12 protein-coding genes and 1 tRNA gene are annotated in these 15,601 nt (G+C 71.9%); 3 read left to right on the top strand and 10 right to left on the bottom strand.

What is annotated here, in order from left to right; all coding sequences use genetic code 11:
* Positions 1 to 46: 46 nt before the first annotated feature.
* From ACFUJY_RS15575 to ACFUJY_RS15565, 3 genes are all read right to left on the bottom strand, one after another.
* A tRNA-His gene (locus tag ACFUJY_RS15575) sits at positions 47 to 119 on the bottom strand.
* A 115-nt stretch (positions 120 to 234) separates the two neighbouring features.
* Positions 235 to 837 carry an oligoribonuclease gene (gene orn, locus ACFUJY_RS15570; RefSeq protein WP_383299018.1) on the bottom strand — a complete coding sequence of 201 codons (603 nt, stop codon included), beginning with the start codon at positions 835 to 837 and terminating at the stop codon, positions 235 to 237.
* A 10-nt stretch (positions 838 to 847) separates the two neighbouring features.
* A complete protein-coding gene (locus ACFUJY_RS15565) occupies positions 848 to 2,050 on the bottom strand; it encodes a helix-turn-helix domain-containing protein (protein WP_383299016.1) in 1,203 nt (400 codons plus the stop codon).
* Positions 2,051 to 2,963: 913 nt separating this feature from the next.
* On the opposite strand from ACFUJY_RS15565, the gene ACFUJY_RS15560 reads away from it, so the two are divergent.
* Complete coding sequence (locus tag ACFUJY_RS15560) at positions 2,964 to 3,485, top strand: universal stress protein (RefSeq protein WP_383299014.1); 522 nt, start codon at positions 2,964 to 2,966, stop codon at positions 3,483 to 3,485.
* A gap of 137 nt (positions 3,486 to 3,622) precedes the next feature.
* On the opposite strand, the gene glmS is transcribed toward ACFUJY_RS15560, so the two are convergent.
* Both glmS and ACFUJY_RS15550 read right to left on the bottom strand, forming a co-directional pair.
* Entirely contained in the window at positions 3,623 to 5,452 is a 1,830-nt protein-coding gene (gene glmS, locus ACFUJY_RS15555) for a glutamine--fructose-6-phosphate transaminase (isomerizing) (RefSeq protein WP_164400822.1), read from the bottom strand.
* 59 nt (positions 5,453 to 5,511) lie between these two features.
* Positions 5,512 to 5,787, bottom strand: a complete 276-nt coding sequence (locus tag ACFUJY_RS15550) for a hypothetical protein (RefSeq protein WP_018105728.1) — start codon at positions 5,785 to 5,787, stop codon at positions 5,512 to 5,514.
* Positions 5,788 to 6,109: 322 nt separating this feature from the next.
* Between ACFUJY_RS15550 and ACFUJY_RS15545 the strand changes: the two genes are divergently transcribed.
* Complete coding sequence (locus tag ACFUJY_RS15545) at positions 6,110 to 7,771, top strand: beta-N-acetylhexosaminidase (protein ID WP_383299009.1); 1,662 nt, start codon at positions 6,110 to 6,112, stop codon at positions 7,769 to 7,771.
* Positions 7,772 to 7,826: 55 nt separating this feature from the next.
* On the opposite strand, the gene ACFUJY_RS15540 is transcribed toward ACFUJY_RS15545, so the two are convergent.
* The 5 genes from ACFUJY_RS15540 to ACFUJY_RS15520 form a co-directional block, all read right to left on the bottom strand.
* Positions 7,827 to 8,858: an ABC transporter substrate-binding protein gene (locus ACFUJY_RS15540; protein ID WP_383299006.1), complete on the bottom strand. Its 1,032-nt coding sequence runs from the start codon at positions 8,856 to 8,858 to the stop codon at positions 7,827 to 7,829.
* A 120-nt stretch (positions 8,859 to 8,978) separates the two neighbouring features.
* On the bottom strand, positions 8,979 to 10,145 hold the full coding sequence (locus ACFUJY_RS15535; RefSeq protein WP_383299004.1) for an acyl-CoA dehydrogenase family protein: 1,167 nt from the start codon (positions 10,143 to 10,145) through the stop codon (positions 8,979 to 8,981).
* A gap of 7 nt (positions 10,146 to 10,152) precedes the next feature.
* Positions 10,153 to 11,112, bottom strand: coding sequence for a hydroxymethylglutaryl-CoA lyase (locus ACFUJY_RS15530; RefSeq protein ID WP_383299001.1), 960 nt, complete (start codon positions 11,110 to 11,112; stop codon positions 10,153 to 10,155).
* On the bottom strand, positions 11,109 to 13,196 hold the full coding sequence (locus tag ACFUJY_RS15525; RefSeq protein ID WP_383299406.1) for an acetyl/propionyl/methylcrotonyl-CoA carboxylase subunit alpha: 2,088 nt from the start codon (positions 13,194 to 13,196) through the stop codon (positions 11,109 to 11,111). The genes ACFUJY_RS15530 and ACFUJY_RS15525 overlap by 4 nt, the downstream gene beginning before the upstream one ends.
* Positions 13,197 to 13,209: 13 nt before the next feature.
* A complete protein-coding gene (locus tag ACFUJY_RS15520) occupies positions 13,210 to 14,817 on the bottom strand; it encodes a carboxyl transferase domain-containing protein (protein ID WP_383298998.1) in 1,608 nt (535 codons plus the stop codon).
* 119 nt (positions 14,818 to 14,936) lie between these two features.
* Here ACFUJY_RS15520 and ACFUJY_RS15515 point away from each other — a divergent pair, with 119 nt between their 5' ends.
* Entirely contained in the window at positions 14,937 to 15,563 is a 627-nt protein-coding gene (locus tag ACFUJY_RS15515) for a TetR/AcrR family transcriptional regulator (RefSeq protein ID WP_383298995.1), read from the top strand.
* Positions 15,564 to 15,601: the final 38 nt, after the last annotated feature.

Below are 15,601 nucleotides of genomic sequence, written 5' to 3'. Positions count from 1 at the left end.
GCATCAGCCCCCGACCTGTCTCACAGGTCGGGGGCTGATCCTTCAGGGTGAGTAACGGGACTCGAACCCGCGACATCCTGGACCACAACCAGGTGCTCTACCATCTGAGCTATACCCACCACGTCCGGGCGTTTCCGACCGGCCGAGAAAAAGTGTACAGGGTCCGGGAGGGTGCTCGCGCACTCATTCCCCGGCGGGGGGTCGCGGCCCCCGGGAGGGCCGTGACCAGCGCCTTCAGGGGCGGGGCCGGGAGACCCGCGCGGCGGCCGCCTTCGCCTGCTCGGAGTCCGGGCCGGGCTGCGGGACGAAGACCGCCTCGCGGTAGTACCGCAGCTCCGTGATCGAGTCGCGGATGTCGGCGAGCGCCCGGTGGTTGCCGTTCTTCTCCGGGCTGTTGAAGTACGCCCTCGGGTACCAGCGGCGGGACAGCTCCTTGATGGAGGAGACGTCCACGATCCGGTAGTGGAGGTAGCCCTCCAGGAGGGGCATGTCCCGGGACAGGAAGCCGCGGTCGGTGCCGACCGAGTTCCCGCACAGGGGCGCCCTGCCGGGCTCCTTCACGTGCTCGCGCACGTAGGCGAGGACCTGCTCCTCGGCGTCGGCCAGCGTCGTGCCGCCGGCCAGCTCGTCGAGGAGCCCCGAGGCGGTGTGCATCTGCCGCACCACCTCGGGCATGGTCTCCAGCGCCGCGTCCGGCGGGCGGATCACGATGTCCACCCCTTCACCGAGCACGTTCAGCTCCGAGTCGGTGACCAGCGCGGCCACCTCGATGAGTGCGTCTTCCGCCAACGAGAGCCCGGTCATCTCGCAGTCGATCCACACCATGCGGTCGTTCATGGGCTCCACCCTAAGGGGCGCTCCGCTGCCCGGGCAGGGCCGGGCGCCCCGCGGCGAACAGGTCGGCGCCCGCCTTCGCGTCCAGCGCCGCGGGTGCGGCGCCGGACGGGCCGGGGACGGCGGTACGGCGGCTCTGGGCGGTGCCCTGGGCGGGCACCGCCACCTCCGTCACCACGACCGGCTCCGAGACCCCGCCCTGCGGACGGCGGGCCCGGTAGGCGGCGCGGTACGCGGCGGGGGAGGAGCCGAGCTGGCGGCGGAAGTGCCCGCGCAGCGCGACCGGCGAGCGGAAGCCGCAGCGGCCCGCGACCTCGTCCACCGAGTAGTCCGACGTCTCGAGGAGGCGCTGCGCCTGCAGCACCCGCTGGGTGATCAGCCACTGGAGCGGCGCGCTGCCCGTCAGCGAGCGGAACCTCCGGTCGAAGGTCCGCCGGCTCATGTAGGCGCGCGCGGCCAGCGTCTCCACGTCGAACTGCTCGTGCAGATGCTCCAGCGCCCAGGCGACGACCTCGGCGAGCGGGTCGGAGCCGATCTCCTCAGGTAAAGACCTGTCGAGGTAGCGCTCCTGACCGCCGCTGCGCCGGGGCGGCACGACGAGCCGGCGGGCCAGTGCCCCGGCGGCCTCCGTGCCGTGGTCCGAGCGGACTATGTGCAGACACAGGTCGATGCCGGCCGCCGTCCCGGCGGAGGTCAGCACGTCCCCGTCGTCCACGAACAGTTCGCGCGGGTCGACGTGCACCGACGGATAGCGCTTGGCCAGCGTCGGTGCGTACATCCAGTGGGTGGTGGCCGGCCGGCCGTCCAGCAGCCCGGCGGCGGCGAGCACGAAGGCCCCCGTGCACAGGCCGACGATGCGGGCGCCCTCCTCATGGGCGCGGCGCAGCGCGTCCAGCGCCTCCACGGGCGGCGGGGAGGTGATCGAGCGCCAGGCGGGCACCACCACGGTGCCGGCCCTGCTGATCGCCTCCAGCCCGTAGGGCGCGGTCAGTTCGAGTCCGCCGGTGGTGCGCAGCGGTCCCTCTTCGCCGCTGCACACAAGCAACCGGTAGCGAGGAACTCCCGCGTCCTGGCGGTCGATTCCGAACACCGACAGCGGGATGGAGCTCTCGAAGATGGGGCCACCGCTGAAGAGCAGGACGGCGACGACTTCCCGGCGTCGTCTTCCGCCCAGCTTCCGTACAGCCTCCGTTGCGGTGGCGGAGTCCTGGCTCATGACGCTAAGCCCCCCTCGGTGTTCGCGTCTTCCTGGTCCTTACGGGCCTGTCGCACCTGCACATGTCCCCTCGGTCGTGCACGAGTCCCCGGCCTTCGACGCCCAAGATCGAATCTACTGCGTCCCGTGGTGCCGTCGTGACAAGTTCACCAACCGGCTCATTGTCGACAAGGCAACCTGGCGGGAAGCGTTCGATCACGAAGCGTTTCACTCGCGGCCCGCGCAGGGAAGTGCGTCCGGCGTTCATGGCCCGTCCCCATTGGGCGGAAGCGTACCGCCCGGTCTCTTCCTGCCTGGTGGCAAGGGGGTTGATCGGCCATTTCGACAAGGAATCGACCGACCCCTGAAGTTGGCTGAAAATGTACGGTCGCGTGTGCGGAAATCAGTCGTTCTACCGGCGCACAACCCGGGGCGCTCGTCCGCCTCCGCGCGCCCCCTCGCAAGGATCGGCGGCCCCGGCGGCGGGGCCGGCGCGCCCGGCCGGGAGCCGGTCCGGACGGGCAGCCGAATACCGCTCTCCCGGCCGTCCCGGGAGCAGACCGCGCGGTGGGTTCCGGACGGACCCCGCGAGTCGGCCGACTCCCCCGGAAGGGTGGGTTCCGCTCCTCGCGGGCGACGCCCCCGGACCGTCCGCGCGAGCCCTTCCGGGCCGGTTCCGCCGGGCGCCGCACGGGGCCGGAGCGGTGGCCGGCACGTCGGTGTAGAGGGCAACCGGCATTGCCATCCGGGCCCGGTCTCGGGCATGCTCCGGAAAACGCCGCATGCGCCGTGCGCGGGGCGGGCAATGGAGGAGTGGCGCCGTACCCTTGGGGGTAAGGGGTTGGGAAGATGATTCCCGGACACCACGACACCGCTCGCTGACGCACCTTCCCACGCCGCTCTCCTCACGAGGACTCTCTTCGCCGAGACATCGATGGCCGGTCACGAAATCCCCGAACCCGCGGACCGCAAGCAGGTAGCCGACCCCCTGTCGGACCCGCTGGCGGCCGAACAAGAGCGCCGTCCGTGCGATCCCGCCTTCCGGCATGGGGTCGTCGTCGGCTTCGACGGCTCGACGTCCAGCGAGCGGGCCCTCGCCTATGCGATCGGCATGTCCCGCAGGACGGGCTCCGGTCTGATCATCGTCCACGTCGCCAACCGGCTGCCGACCACGGTCTGGGCGGGCTGCGAGCCCCCGGTCTTCGTCGACGTGCCGGACCACCGCACCGAGGTCCTGGGCCTGGAGCTCGCCTGCGCGGACTACCTCGCCGAGGTGCCCTGGGTGCTCGTGGAGCGCGGCGGGGACATCTGCCACGAACTGGAGGAGGTCGGCCGGGAGTACTCGGCGGACGCCATCGTGGTGGGCTCCACGCACGGCCTGGTGGGCAAGATCTTCGGCTCGGTGGCCGGCCGCCTGGCCCGCCGCGCCCAGCGGCCGGTCGTGGTCATCCCGTAGCCCCGGGGCCCCCGTGGCGCCAACTCGCCTGTGGAAAAGGCCCCATGGGCCCTTCCCGGCCGTTCCCGGGCCGATTCCGGCCGGTACACCGACGGCCCCGCGGTCACCGACCGCGAGGCCCCGCTCGCGCGGCGTGACTACTCGACGGTGACCGACTTGGCCAGGTTGCGGGGCTTGTCGATGTCCCGGCCCATGGCCAGTGCCGTGTGGTACGCGAAGAGCTGGAGCGGGATGCCCATCAGGATCGGGTCCAGCTCGTTCTCGTTCTTCGGCACGACGATGGTGTGGTCGGCCTTCTCCTGCACCTGGTGGGCCACGGCGAGGATGCGGCCGCTGCGGGCCTTGATCTCCTCCATCGCGGCGCGGTTCTTCTCCAGCAGGTCGTCGTCCGGCACGATCGCCACGGTCGGCATCGCGGGCTCGATCAGGGCGAGCGGGCCGTGCTTCAGCTCGGAGGCGGGGTACGCCTCGGCGTGGATGTACGAGACCTCCTTGAGCTTCAGCGACGCCTCACGGGCCACGGGGTAGCCGCGCACCCGGCCGATGAACATCATCGACTTCGCGTCCGCGTACTCGGCGGCCAGCCGCTTGATCTCGTCCTCGCCCGCCAGGATCTCGCTGATCTGGGCGGGCAGCCGGCGCAGGCCCTCGATGATCCGCTTGCCGTCGGCGACCGACAGGTCCCGGATGCGGCCCAGGTGCAGGGCGAGGAGCGCGAAGGCGACCACGGTGTTGGTGAAGCACTTGGTGGAGACCACGCAGACCTCGGGGCCCGCGTGCACGTACGTGCCGCCGTCCGCCTCGCGGGCGATCGCCGAGCCGACCACGTTGACCACACCGAGGACCCGGGCGCCCTTGCGCTTCAGCTCCTGGACGGCGGCCAGCACGTCGTACGTCTCACCGGACTGCGAGACCGCGACGTACAGCGTGTCGGGGTCCACGACCGGGTTGCGGTAGCGGAACTCGGAGGCGGGCTCGGCGTCCGCGGGAATGCGGGCCAGCTCCTCGATCAGCTGCGCGCCGATCTGGCCCGCGTGGTACGAGGTGCCGCAGCCCAGGATCTTGATCCGGCGGACCCCGCGCGCCTCGCGGGCGTCCAGGTTGAGGCCGCCCAGGTGCACGGTGGAGAAACGGTCGTCGATCCGGCCGCGCAGCACCCGGTCGACGGCGTCCGCCTGCTCCGAGATCTCCTTGTGCATGTACGTGTCGTGGCCGCCCATGTCGTACGACTCGGCCTCCCACTCCACGGTGGTCGGCGTGGCCGTCGTGGTCGAGCCCTCCGTGGTGTACGTACGGAAGTCGTCGGCCTTCAGGGTGGCCATCTCGCCGTCGTCCAGGGTGACGACCTGGCGGGTGTGGGCGACCAGGGCGGCGACGTCGGAGGCGACGAACATCTCCTTCTCGCCGATGCCGAGGACGACCGGGGAGCCGTTGCGGGCGACCACGATGCGGTCGTTGAAGTCGGCGTGCAGGACGGCGATGCCGTAGGTGCCCTCGACGGAGCGCAGGGCCTCGCGGACCTTCTCCTCCAGGGTCCCGGCGTCCGAGCGGGCGATCAGGTGGACCAGCACCTCGGTGTCGGTCTCGGAGAGGAAGACGACGCCCTCGGCGGTCAGCCGGGTGCGCAGCTCGGCGGCGTTGTCGATGATCCCGTTGTGGACGACGGCGACCTTGCCCTCGGCGTCCAGGTGCGGGTGGGCGTTCTCGTCGCTGGGGGCGCCGTGGGTCGCCCAGCGGGTGTGGGCGATGCCGGTGGTGCCGGCGAAGCGCTTGGGGACCCGGGACTCCAGCTCGCGGACCCGGCCCTTGGCCTTGACCGACTTCAGCGCGGCGGGCTTCCCGGCCGCGGGCTTCCCGGTGATCACGATCCCGGCGGAGTCGTAACCCCGGTACTCCAGCCGCTGCAGGCCCTCCAGCAGCAGCGGGGCCACGTCACGCTTTCCGATGTAACCGACGATTCCGCACATAGGGCTTTCTGTCCTCCGACGACGAACAAGTAAAAGGGGTACCCGGCCGCGAGGCGGTCTCAGCCGTAGACGATCCGGCGCAGCTGACGGAGCGAGAGCTCCGGCGGCGCGACCGCGCGGTGCGGCAGCTCGGCCGCGATCCGCTCGAAGATCTCCGTGTTCACCAGGCCGCCGGCCTGCAGTTCGCGGTGGCGGCGGCGGACGAAGACCTCGGTCGTCTCGTCGAAGTACGCCAGCACGTCGAGGATCACCCGGGCGGCTTCGCCGCGGGGCAGCGTGGTGCTGCGCACCACGTGGTCAATGAGGTCGTCGTACGACGAGAGGCGTTCGAGCACCCGTCGATACTGCGGCGGAAGGGCTTCGAGCGCAACAATCCTGCCCGATATCGGGCAGGGAAGCGCGATACTGGCCCCGTTTTTCTGGCTTGGGTGGATTTCGTGCGGACGTCCCGGAGGGGTGGGGGAGGGGGTGCGCCGGCAGTGGTCGGAGCCGAAAGGGTGAATCCGCACATAAGACGCAAAAGCTCATCAGGGCGCCTGGGTGACCAACGCCGGTAAGTGGTCTACACCTTGACCACCCGTGAGACGCGCGGTACGCATGGCGACGGAGAAAGGTCAGGAGACCCAGCAGAGTGACCCCCAGAAAGGGACCCGGCTTGTGAGACTGCACACGGTACGCCGCAGTGCTCTTCCCCGTACTCTTCCCCGGCTCCTCGGCTCGCTGCTTCTCGTCGCGGCGGCCGGTGTCTCCAGTGCGTGCGCCACCCCGCAGGCGTCCGCCGCGGGCGCGACGAGAGTGGCGTGGGCGCCCAGGCCGCTCGGCCAGGTGGTGCCCGCCCCCGCCTCGGTCAGACCCGGCGGCGAGCCCTACCTGCTCAACGGCTCCACCAGGATTCGGACCGTCGGCGCCTCCGGCGAGGCCCGGAAGATCGGCGACTACCTGGCGGGCCTGCTGCGCCCCTCCACCGGCTTCGCCCTGCCGGTCACCACCAAGGACGGCGCCGACGGCATCCGGCTCAGGCTCGACCCGCGCGCCGGCAAGCTGGGCGCGGAGGGCTACACCCTCACCTCCGGGCGCGGCAGCGTCACCATCACCGCCAGGCAGCCCGCAGGGCTCTTCCACGGCGTCCAGACGCTGCGCCAGCTGCTGCCGGCCCAAGTGGAGCGCGACACCCGGCAGAAGGGCCCCTGGCGGGTCCCCGGCGGCTCCATCACCGACACCCCGCGCTACGCGTACCGGGGCGCGATGCTGGACGTCGCGCGCCACTTCTTCTCGGTGGACGAGGTCAAGCGCTACATCGACCAGGTCGCCCAGTACAAGTACAACACCTTCCACATCCACCTCTCCGACGACCAGGGCTGGCGCATCGCCGTCGACTCCTGGCCGAGGCTGGCCACGTACGGCGGCTCCACCGAGGTCGGCGGCGGGCCCGGCGGGTACTACACCAAGGAGCAGTACCAGGAGATCGTGCGGTACGCGGCCTCCCGCTACCTGGAGGTGGTCCCGGAGATCGACATGCCGAGCCACACCAACGCCGCGCTCGCCTCGTACGCCGAACTGAACTGCGACGGCGTCGCACCGCCGCTCTACACGGGCATCAAGGTCGGTTTCAGCACGCTGTGCGCCGGCAAGGACGTCACGTACGACTTCATCGACGACGTCGTCGGCGAGGTGGCCGCGCTCACGCCCGGCCGCTACTTCCACATCGGCGGCGACGAGGCGCACTCCACCACCCGCGAGGACTACGTGGAGATCATGGACCGGGCCCAGGCGATCGTCGGGAAGTACGGCAAGACCGTGATGGGCTGGCACCAGCTGACCGGCGCGCACCCGGTGAAGGGGGCCGTCGCCCAGTACTGGGGCTACGACAAGACCAGCGCCGCCGACCGGCAGCAGGTGGTCGACGCGGCGAAGAGCGGCACGAAGCTGGTGCTGTCGCCGGCGGACCGCGTGTACCTCGACATGAAGTACAACGACCAGACCGTACTGGGCCTGAAGTGGGCCGGCACGGTCGAGGTCCGGCGCAGTTACGACTGGGACCCGGGGACGTACCTCACCGGCGCCCCGGAGAGCTCCGTACTCGGCGTGGAGGCGCCGATCTGGTCCGAGACCCTGACCGACAGCGACGACATCGACGCGATGGCCTTCCCGCGGCTGCCCGGCGCCGCCGAGCTGGCCTGGTCACCGGCGTCGACGCACGACTGGGACACGTACAAGCTGCGGCTGGCGGCGCTCGGGGAGCGGTTCACCGCCCAGGGCATCGACTACTACCGCTCGCCCCAGGTCCCGTGGCCCGCGTCGGAGACCGGCGGGAAGTGAGACGGCACCGCCCCGGCGGCCGGGCTGCCGGCCGCCGGGGCGGTGCGCGGTCGCGTCAGGCGACCTTCTTGGCGTTCTCGATGGCCTTCGCCAGGTCCTCCAGGATCGGCGCGCACTTGTCGTAGCTGTAGATCGGCTCCGTGGTCCGCGGGACGACCTGGCCCGCCTCGACCGCCGGCAGCTGCGCCCAGGTCGGCTTGGAGGTCAGCGCCTCGGGCTGGAGGGCCGAGGAGCGGTTGTCCATCATGATGATGTCGGCGCCGTACTTGTCGACGTTCTCCCAGCTCAGCTCCTCGAAGAAGCCCGCCGCGTTCACCTTCGGCTCCACGAACTTCACACCCAGCTCCTGGAAGTACAGGGTGTCGGCGGACATCTTGGCCAGCGAGACGTAGAACAGGTCCTGGCTGGCCGAGCCGACCATGACCTTGATCTCCGGCTTCGACTTGGCGGCGGCGCGCAGCCGGGCCGCCGCCTTCTCGAACCGCGTCTTCGCGGCGGTGACCTTCGCGGACTTCACATCGGCGCCGAGCGAGGCCGCCAGGTCCTCGTGGCGCTGGATCGCCTTCGGGATGGTGGTCTCGGCGGCCCACAGGGCGACGCTCGGGGCCAGCTTCAGGATCTTGTCCTTGGACTGGTCCGGCACGTACCAGAGGGCGTCCTTCTCCCACATCGCCGTGACCAGCAGCTCCGGACCGAGCTCGGCGTACTTCTCGACGTTGAACTCGCCCCAGACGTTGCCCAGGATCTCGACCTTGGCGATGTCCAGGTCGCCGGCCTGCACGTCCGGCTTGCCGTCCTTGGTCCTGGTCGGGCCGAAGACCGCCTTGACCTCGATGCCGTAGTCGTGGAGGGCGGCGGCGACACCGGTGAAGGCGACGATGTTCTTCGGGACGGACTTCGCCTCGGCGACCCGGCCCCGGTCGTCCTTGAACTTCCACGGCCCGGCTTCGGTGCTCTTGGCGCCCGCGCCGGCGGAGTCCTTTGCGTCGCTGCCGCCGCAGGCCGCCAGTACGGCGCCGAGGCCGACGGCGCCGCCCATGGCCAGCAGGCCGCGACGGGTGGGACGGGACACTCGGGTTGTGCTCATGACGGAGTCCGCTTTCGTACGAGCCGGGGACCGGCCGGTGACACGTTCGAGGGAAGGTTAGCCTAACCTCAGATGGTGTCCACCGGGGGCCCCGGCCCGTACGGGCCCGGCGTCACGAGGTCAGGCCTGCAGCCCCAGCTCGCGGGCGATCAGCATGCGCTGGACCTCGCTGGTGCCCTCGCCGATCTCCAGGATCTTGGAGTCGCGCCACATCCGGGCCACCGGGTACTCGTTCATGAAGCCGTAGCCGCCGTGGATCTGGGTCGCCTCGCGGGCGTTGTCCACGGCCACCGTCGAGGAGTACAGCTTGGCGATGGCCGCCTCCTTCTTGAACGGCTCCTCCGCCAGCAGCCGGGACGCCGCGTCCCGCCAGCCGATGCGGGCCATGTGCGCCCGCATCTCCATGTCGGCGATCTTGAACTGGATGGCCTGGTTGGCGCCGATCGGCTTCCCGAAGGCGTGCCGCTCGGCGGCGTACTTCACCGACTCGTCCACACAGCCCTGCGCCAGGCCCGTCGAGAGCGCCGCGATGGCGATGCGGCCCTCGTCCAGGATGCGCAGGAACTGCGCGTAGCCCCGGCCCTCCTCGCCGAGCACGTTCTCCAGCGGGACGCGCACGTCGGCGAAGGACAGCTCGCGGGTGTCCGAGGCGTTCCAGCCGACCTTGGAGTAGGGGGCGGCCACCGTGAAGCCGGGGGTGCCGGAGGGGACGATGATCGAGGAGATCAGCGGGGCGCCGTTCTCCTTGCGGCCGGTCACCGCCGTGACCGTCACCAACTCCGTGATGTCCGTACCGGAGTTGGTGATGAAGCACTTGGAGCCGTTGATCACCCACTCGCCCGCCGCCTCGTCGCGCACGGCGGTCGTCCGGGTGCCGCCCGCGTCCGAGCCGCCGTCCGGCTCGGTCAGGCCGAACGCGCCCAGCGCCTCGCCCGAGCAGAGCTTCGGCAGCCACCGCCGCTTCTGCTCCTCGGTGCCGAAGCGGTAGACCGGCATCGCGCCCAGCGAGACGCCCGCCTCCAGGGTGATCGCGACCGAGGAGTCGACCCGGGCCAGCTCCTCCAGGGCGATGCCCAGCGCGAGGTAGTCGCCGCCCATCCCGCCGTACTCCTCCGGGAACGGCAGCCCGAACAGGCCCATCCGCCCCATCTCGCGCACGATCTCGTACGGGAACTCGTGCCGCTCGTAGAAGTCGCCGATCTTCGGGGCGACGACGTCGTGGGCGAACTCCTCGACGGTGCGTCGGAGTTCCTCGTGCTCGGCGGTCAGCCGGTGGTCCAGGGACATCGGGGAATCACTGCTCCTTGTGGGACAGGGCGCGGACGGTACGGGAAGGGCTGGGTCGGCCCAGGTGTCCGGCGAGCCACACGCTGGTGGCGGTGAGCTCGCCGAGGTCGACCCCGGTTTCGATACCGAGGCCGTCGAGCATCCACACGAGATCCTCGGTGGCGAGGTTTCCGGTCGCGCTCTTCGCGTACGGGCAGCCGCCGAGGCCGCCCGCCGACGCGTCCACCGTGGACACGCCGTGCCGCAGCGCGGCCAGGGTGTTGGACAGGGCCTGCCCGTACGTGTCGTGGAAGTGCACCCCGATCACGTCGGTGGCCACCCCGGCCTCGTTCAGCCCGGTCAGCAGTGCGGTCACGTGGCCGGGGGTGGCCACGCCGATGGTGTCGCCGAGGGACAGCTCGTCGCAGCCGAGGTCCATCAGCGCCCTGGCGACCCGGACGACCTGCGGGACGGGCACGGCGCCCTCCCAGGGGTCGCCGAAGCACATCGACAAGTAGCCGCGCACGTGCACCGACTCGGCCTTGGCCCGGGCCACCACCGGCGCGAACATCGCCAGCGACTCGTCCACCGTGCGGTTCAGGTTGCGCGCGGCGAACGTCTCCGTCGCCGAGCCGAACACCGCGATCCCGCGGGCCCCGAGCGCCAGCGCCCGGTCGAGCCCCCGTTCGTTCGGCACGAGGACCGGCAGCGCCACGTCGCCGACGTCCGCGATGTCACCGAGCATCGGGAACAGCTGCTCGGCGTCGGCGAGTTGGGGCACCCACTTGGGGTGCACGAAGCTGGTCGCCTCGATGGTGGTCAGCCCGGCGACCGCGAGCCGGCGGATGAACTCCGCCTTCACCTCGGTCGGGACGACCTCCTTCTCGTTCTGCAGGCCGTCGCGGGCGCCGACCTCGTGGATGCGGACCCGGGCGGGCAGCCCTTCGGCGGGCACGGTCATCGGCAGGGTGCGGGCGGCGGTGGTCATGCGTCCTCCCCGGCGGCGGCCGGCACGACCACGGCGAGCACCTGGTCCATGGCGACCGTGGTCCCGGCGGTCACATCGAGTTCGGTCACGGTGCCGGCGTGCGGCGCGGAGATGACGTGCTCCATCTTCATCGCCTCCACCACCAGCAGGCTCTGCCCGGCGACGACCTCGTCCCCGACGGCCACCTTCACCACGGTCACCGTCCCGGGCATGGGCGCGGCGAGCGTGTCCGCGCCGGAGCGGGCGGCGCCGGTCAGCGACGCCTCGACCGGGTCGTGGTCCCGGACGTGCCAGCCGTCGCCGTCCCGGCCGAGCCAGTGCCCCTCCGGGGAGACCGCGTAGGCGAACACATGGGTGACCCCGGCGAGTTCGAACGCGATGCGCCCGTCACCGGCCGCCAGCGTCCGGGCCTTCTCCGCCGTACCGGGCAGCGGCCCCAGCGGCCCGCAGGAGCCCGACTCCGGGGCCGGCGGGGTCGCGCCCTCGCCGACGTGGCCGAACGTCAGCTCCGTGTCCCCGCCGCCGCACGGCCGCAGCCCCACCTGGACCGGGTCGTGGCCCGGGATGTGGAAGTCGAGCACCGTCCGGGCCGGGGCGCCGCCGAGCCGCCAGCCGTTCCCGGCGGAGAACGGGTCGGCCCAGGCGCCGGGCGCGGGGCGGGCGGCGGCGGACGCGGTGTGCCGCCGCAGCAGCGCGGCCGCCGCGTACACCTCCTCCGGCACGCCCTCCGGGACCAGCCCGGCCACCTCGCGCTCCACCAGGCCGGTGTCCAGCTCGCCCGCCACCACGGCCGGGTGGGCCAGCAGCCGGCGCAGGAAGCCCGCGTTGGTCGGCACGCCCAGGACGACGGTGTCCGCGAGGGCCACCCGCAGCCGGCGCAGGGCGGTCGCCCGGTCGGGGCCGTACGCGATGACCTTGGACAGCATCGGGTCGTACAGGCTGCCGACCTCGCCGCCCTCGCCGAGCCCCGAGTCGGTGCGCACCCCGCCGCCCTGCGGCTCGTGCAGGGCCAGCACGGTGCCGCCGGAGGGCAGGAAGCCGCGGGCCGGGTCCTCGGCGCAGACCCGGGCCTCCACCGCGTGCCCGGTGAGCGTGATGTCGTCCTGCCCGTACGGCAGCGGCTCACCGGCTGCGACGCGCAGCTGCCACTCCACCAGGTCCAGTCCGGTGATCAGCTCGGTGACCGGGTGCTCGACCTGGAGGCGGGTGTTCATCTCCATGAAGTAGTACGAGGACGGGTCGCCGCCCGGCACGATGAACTCCACCGTGCCCGCGCCGACGTACCCGCAGGAGCGGGCCGCCTGCACGGCCGCTTCGCCCATCGAGGCCCGGGTCGTCTCGTCCAGCAGGACGGACGGGGCCTCCTCGATGATCTTCTGGTGGCGGCGCTGGAGCGAGCACTCGCGCTCACCCAGGTGCACCACGTTGCCGTGGGCGTCGGCCAGGACCTGGATCTCGATGTGGCGCGGCCGGTCGATCCACCGCTCCACCAGCAGCGTGTCGTCGCCGAAGGAGGCGCGGGCCTCGCGCCGGGCCGCCGCGATCTCGTCCGCGAGCAGCGCCGCGTCCCGGACCAGCCGCATGCCCTTGCCGCCGCCGCCCGCCGAGGGCTTCAGCAGCACGGGCATGCCGATCCCGGCCGCCGCCTCCGCCAGCTCGGCGTCGCTCAGCCCGCTCCCGGAGGAACCGGGGACGACGGGGACGCCCGCCGCGGCGACCGTCTCCTTGGCCCGGATCTTGTCGCCCATCAGCGAGATCGCGGCGGCGGGCGGCCCGATGAAGACGAGCCCCGCCTCCGTGCAGGCCCGGGCGAACGCCGCGTTCTCCGCGAGGAAGCCGTAACCGGGGTGGACGGCCTGCGCGCCGGTGCGGCGGGCGGCCTCCAGGAGGCGGTCGGCGCTCAGATAGCTCTCGGCGGCGGGCGCCGGGCCGATCCGGACCGCCGTGTCGGCCTCCCGTACGTGCCGCGCGTCCGCGTCCGCGTCGCTGAAGACGGCGACCGAGCGCACGCCCAGCTCGCGCAGGGTCCGGATCACCCGGACCGCGATCTCGCCGCGGTTGGCGACGAGGACCGTGTCGAACATCGTCATCTCTTCCTCACATCCGGAAGACGCCGAAGCCGGCGTTGCCCAAGGGCGCGTTGGCGCACGCGGTCAGGGCGAGCCCCAGCACCTGCCGGGTCTCCAGCGGGTCGATCACCCCGTCGTCCCAGAGCCGGGCGGTGGCGTAGTACGCGTTGCCCTGGGTCTCGTACTGCTCGCGGATCGGGGCCTTGAAGGCTTCCTCGTCCTCGGCGCTCCAGTCGTCGCCCAGCTGGTCCCGCTTGACCGTGGCGAGGACGGACGCGGCCTGCTCGCCGCCCATGACGGAGATCTTCGCGTTGGGCCACATCCACAGGAACCGGGGGCTGTAGGCCCGGCCGCACATGGAGTAGTTGCCCGCGCCGTAGGAGCCGCCGACGACCACGGTCAGCTTCGGCACCCGGGTGCAGGCCACGGCGGTGACCATCTTCGCGCCGTGCTTGGCGATGCCGCCGGCCTCGTAGTCCCGTCCGACCATGAAGCCCGAGATGTTCTGCAGGAAGACCAGTGGGATGCCGCGCTGGTCGCACAGCTCGATGAAGTGGGCGCCCTTCTGGGCGGACTCGGAGAACAGGATGCCGTTGTTGGCGACGATCCCGACCGGGTGGCCGTGGATGTGCGCGAAGCCGGTGATCAGCGTCGTGCCGTACTCCGCCTTGAACTCGGCGAACCGCGAGCCGTCGACCACCCGGGCGATCACCTCGCGCACGTCGTACGGCGTCCGCGAGTCGACCGGGACCGCGCCGTACAGCCCGGCCGGGTCCACCTTCGGCTCCTCGACCGGCCGCACCGACCAGGGCAGCGCGCCCCGGTCCGGCAGCGTCGCCACGATGTTCCGGACGAGCCGCAGCGCGTGCGCGTCGTCCTCCGCGAGGTGGTCGGTGACGCCCGACGTACGGGAGTGCACCTCGCCGCCGCCCAGCTCCTCGGCCGTGACCACCTCGCCGGTGGCGGCCTTCACCAGCGGCGGGCCGCCCAGGAAGATCGTGCCCTGGTTGCGGACGATGACGGCCTCGTCGCTCATCGCCGGGACGTACGCCCCGCCCGCCGTGCAGGAGCCGAGGACCGCAGCGATCTGCGGGATGCCGGCGCCCGACATCCGGGCCTGGTTGTAGAAGATCCGGCCGAAGTGCTCGCGGTCCGGGAAGACCTCGTCCTGCATCGGCAGGAAGGCGCCGCCCGAGTCCACCAGGTACAGGCAGGGGAGACGGTTCTCCAGCGCCACCTCCTGGGCCCGCAGGTGCTTCTTCACGGTCATCGGGTAGTACGTGCCGCCCTTGACCGTCGCGTCGTTGGCGACGACCACGCACTCCCGGCCGCTGACCCGGCCGATCCCGGCGATCACCCCGGCGGCCGGTGCGGCACCCCCGTAGAGCCCCTCGGCCGCCAGCGGGGCCAGCTCCAGGAGCGGTGAGCCCGGGTCGAGCAGGGTGTCCACCCGCTCCCTGGGCAGCAGTTTGCCGCGCGCCACATGCCGCGCGCGGGCCCTCTCACCTCCGCCGAGCCTGGCCGTGGCGAGCCGCTTGCGCAGCTCGTCGGCGAGCGCGTGATGCGCCGCCTCGTTGGCCTGCCAGGCCGCCGAGGCGGGATCCGCCGCGCTCGTCAGCACCGGTGCCTGCTGCATCGTGTCGAGCCCCCTTGCCCGTACCGCGCCGTTCCGATTCGCCAACGCCACCGTGTTAATGAGCGTTAACGTGATCACAGGTTAACGAGCGCTAACCCGCCTGTCTAGAATGGCTGCTCATGAGCACCCATGCCGCCGCCCGCGTCGCGGCCCCCACCCGCCGCGAGCAGATCCTCCGGGAGGCCGCCCGGCTCTTCGCCGAGCGCGGCTTCCACGGCGTCGGCGTAGACGAGATAGGGGCCGCCGTCGGCATCAGCGGCCCCGGCCTCTACCGGCACTTCCCCGGCAAGGACGCGATGCTCGCCGAGCTCCTGGTCGGCATCAGCGAACGGCTGCTGGCCGGCGGCGAGCTCCGGGTCTCCGAGGACGCCGCCTCCGGCGACGGATCGCCCGAGGCCCTGCTGGACGCGCTCATCGAGGGCCACATCGACTTCGCCCTCGACGACCGCCCCCTGATCACCCTGCACGACCGGGAGCTGGACCGCCTGCGGGACACCGACCGCAAGCGGGTGCGCCGGCTCCAGCGGCAGTACGTCGAGGTCTGGGTCACCGTCGTCCGCGACCTCTACCCGGACCTGCCCGAACACGAGGCCCGCGCCGCCGTCCACGCGGTCTTCGGCCTGCTCAACTCCACCCCGCACCTGGGCCGGCCGGGCGCGCTGCCCGGCCGCACCGAGACGGCGGCGCTGCTGCACCGGCTGGCCCGTGGCGCGTTCACGGCGGCGGGGGAGCGGCAGACCGACTGACCGGCCCCCGGACGGCCGGGACGCCGGGCACGCGCCAC

Origin of the sequence: Streptomyces sp. NPDC057249, from assembly GCF_042669245.1 — a bacterium.
Classification (GTDB): Bacteria; Actinomycetota; Actinomycetes; order Streptomycetales; family Streptomycetaceae; genus Streptomyces.
This window is presented reverse-complemented; position numbering and strand designations above follow the sequence as displayed.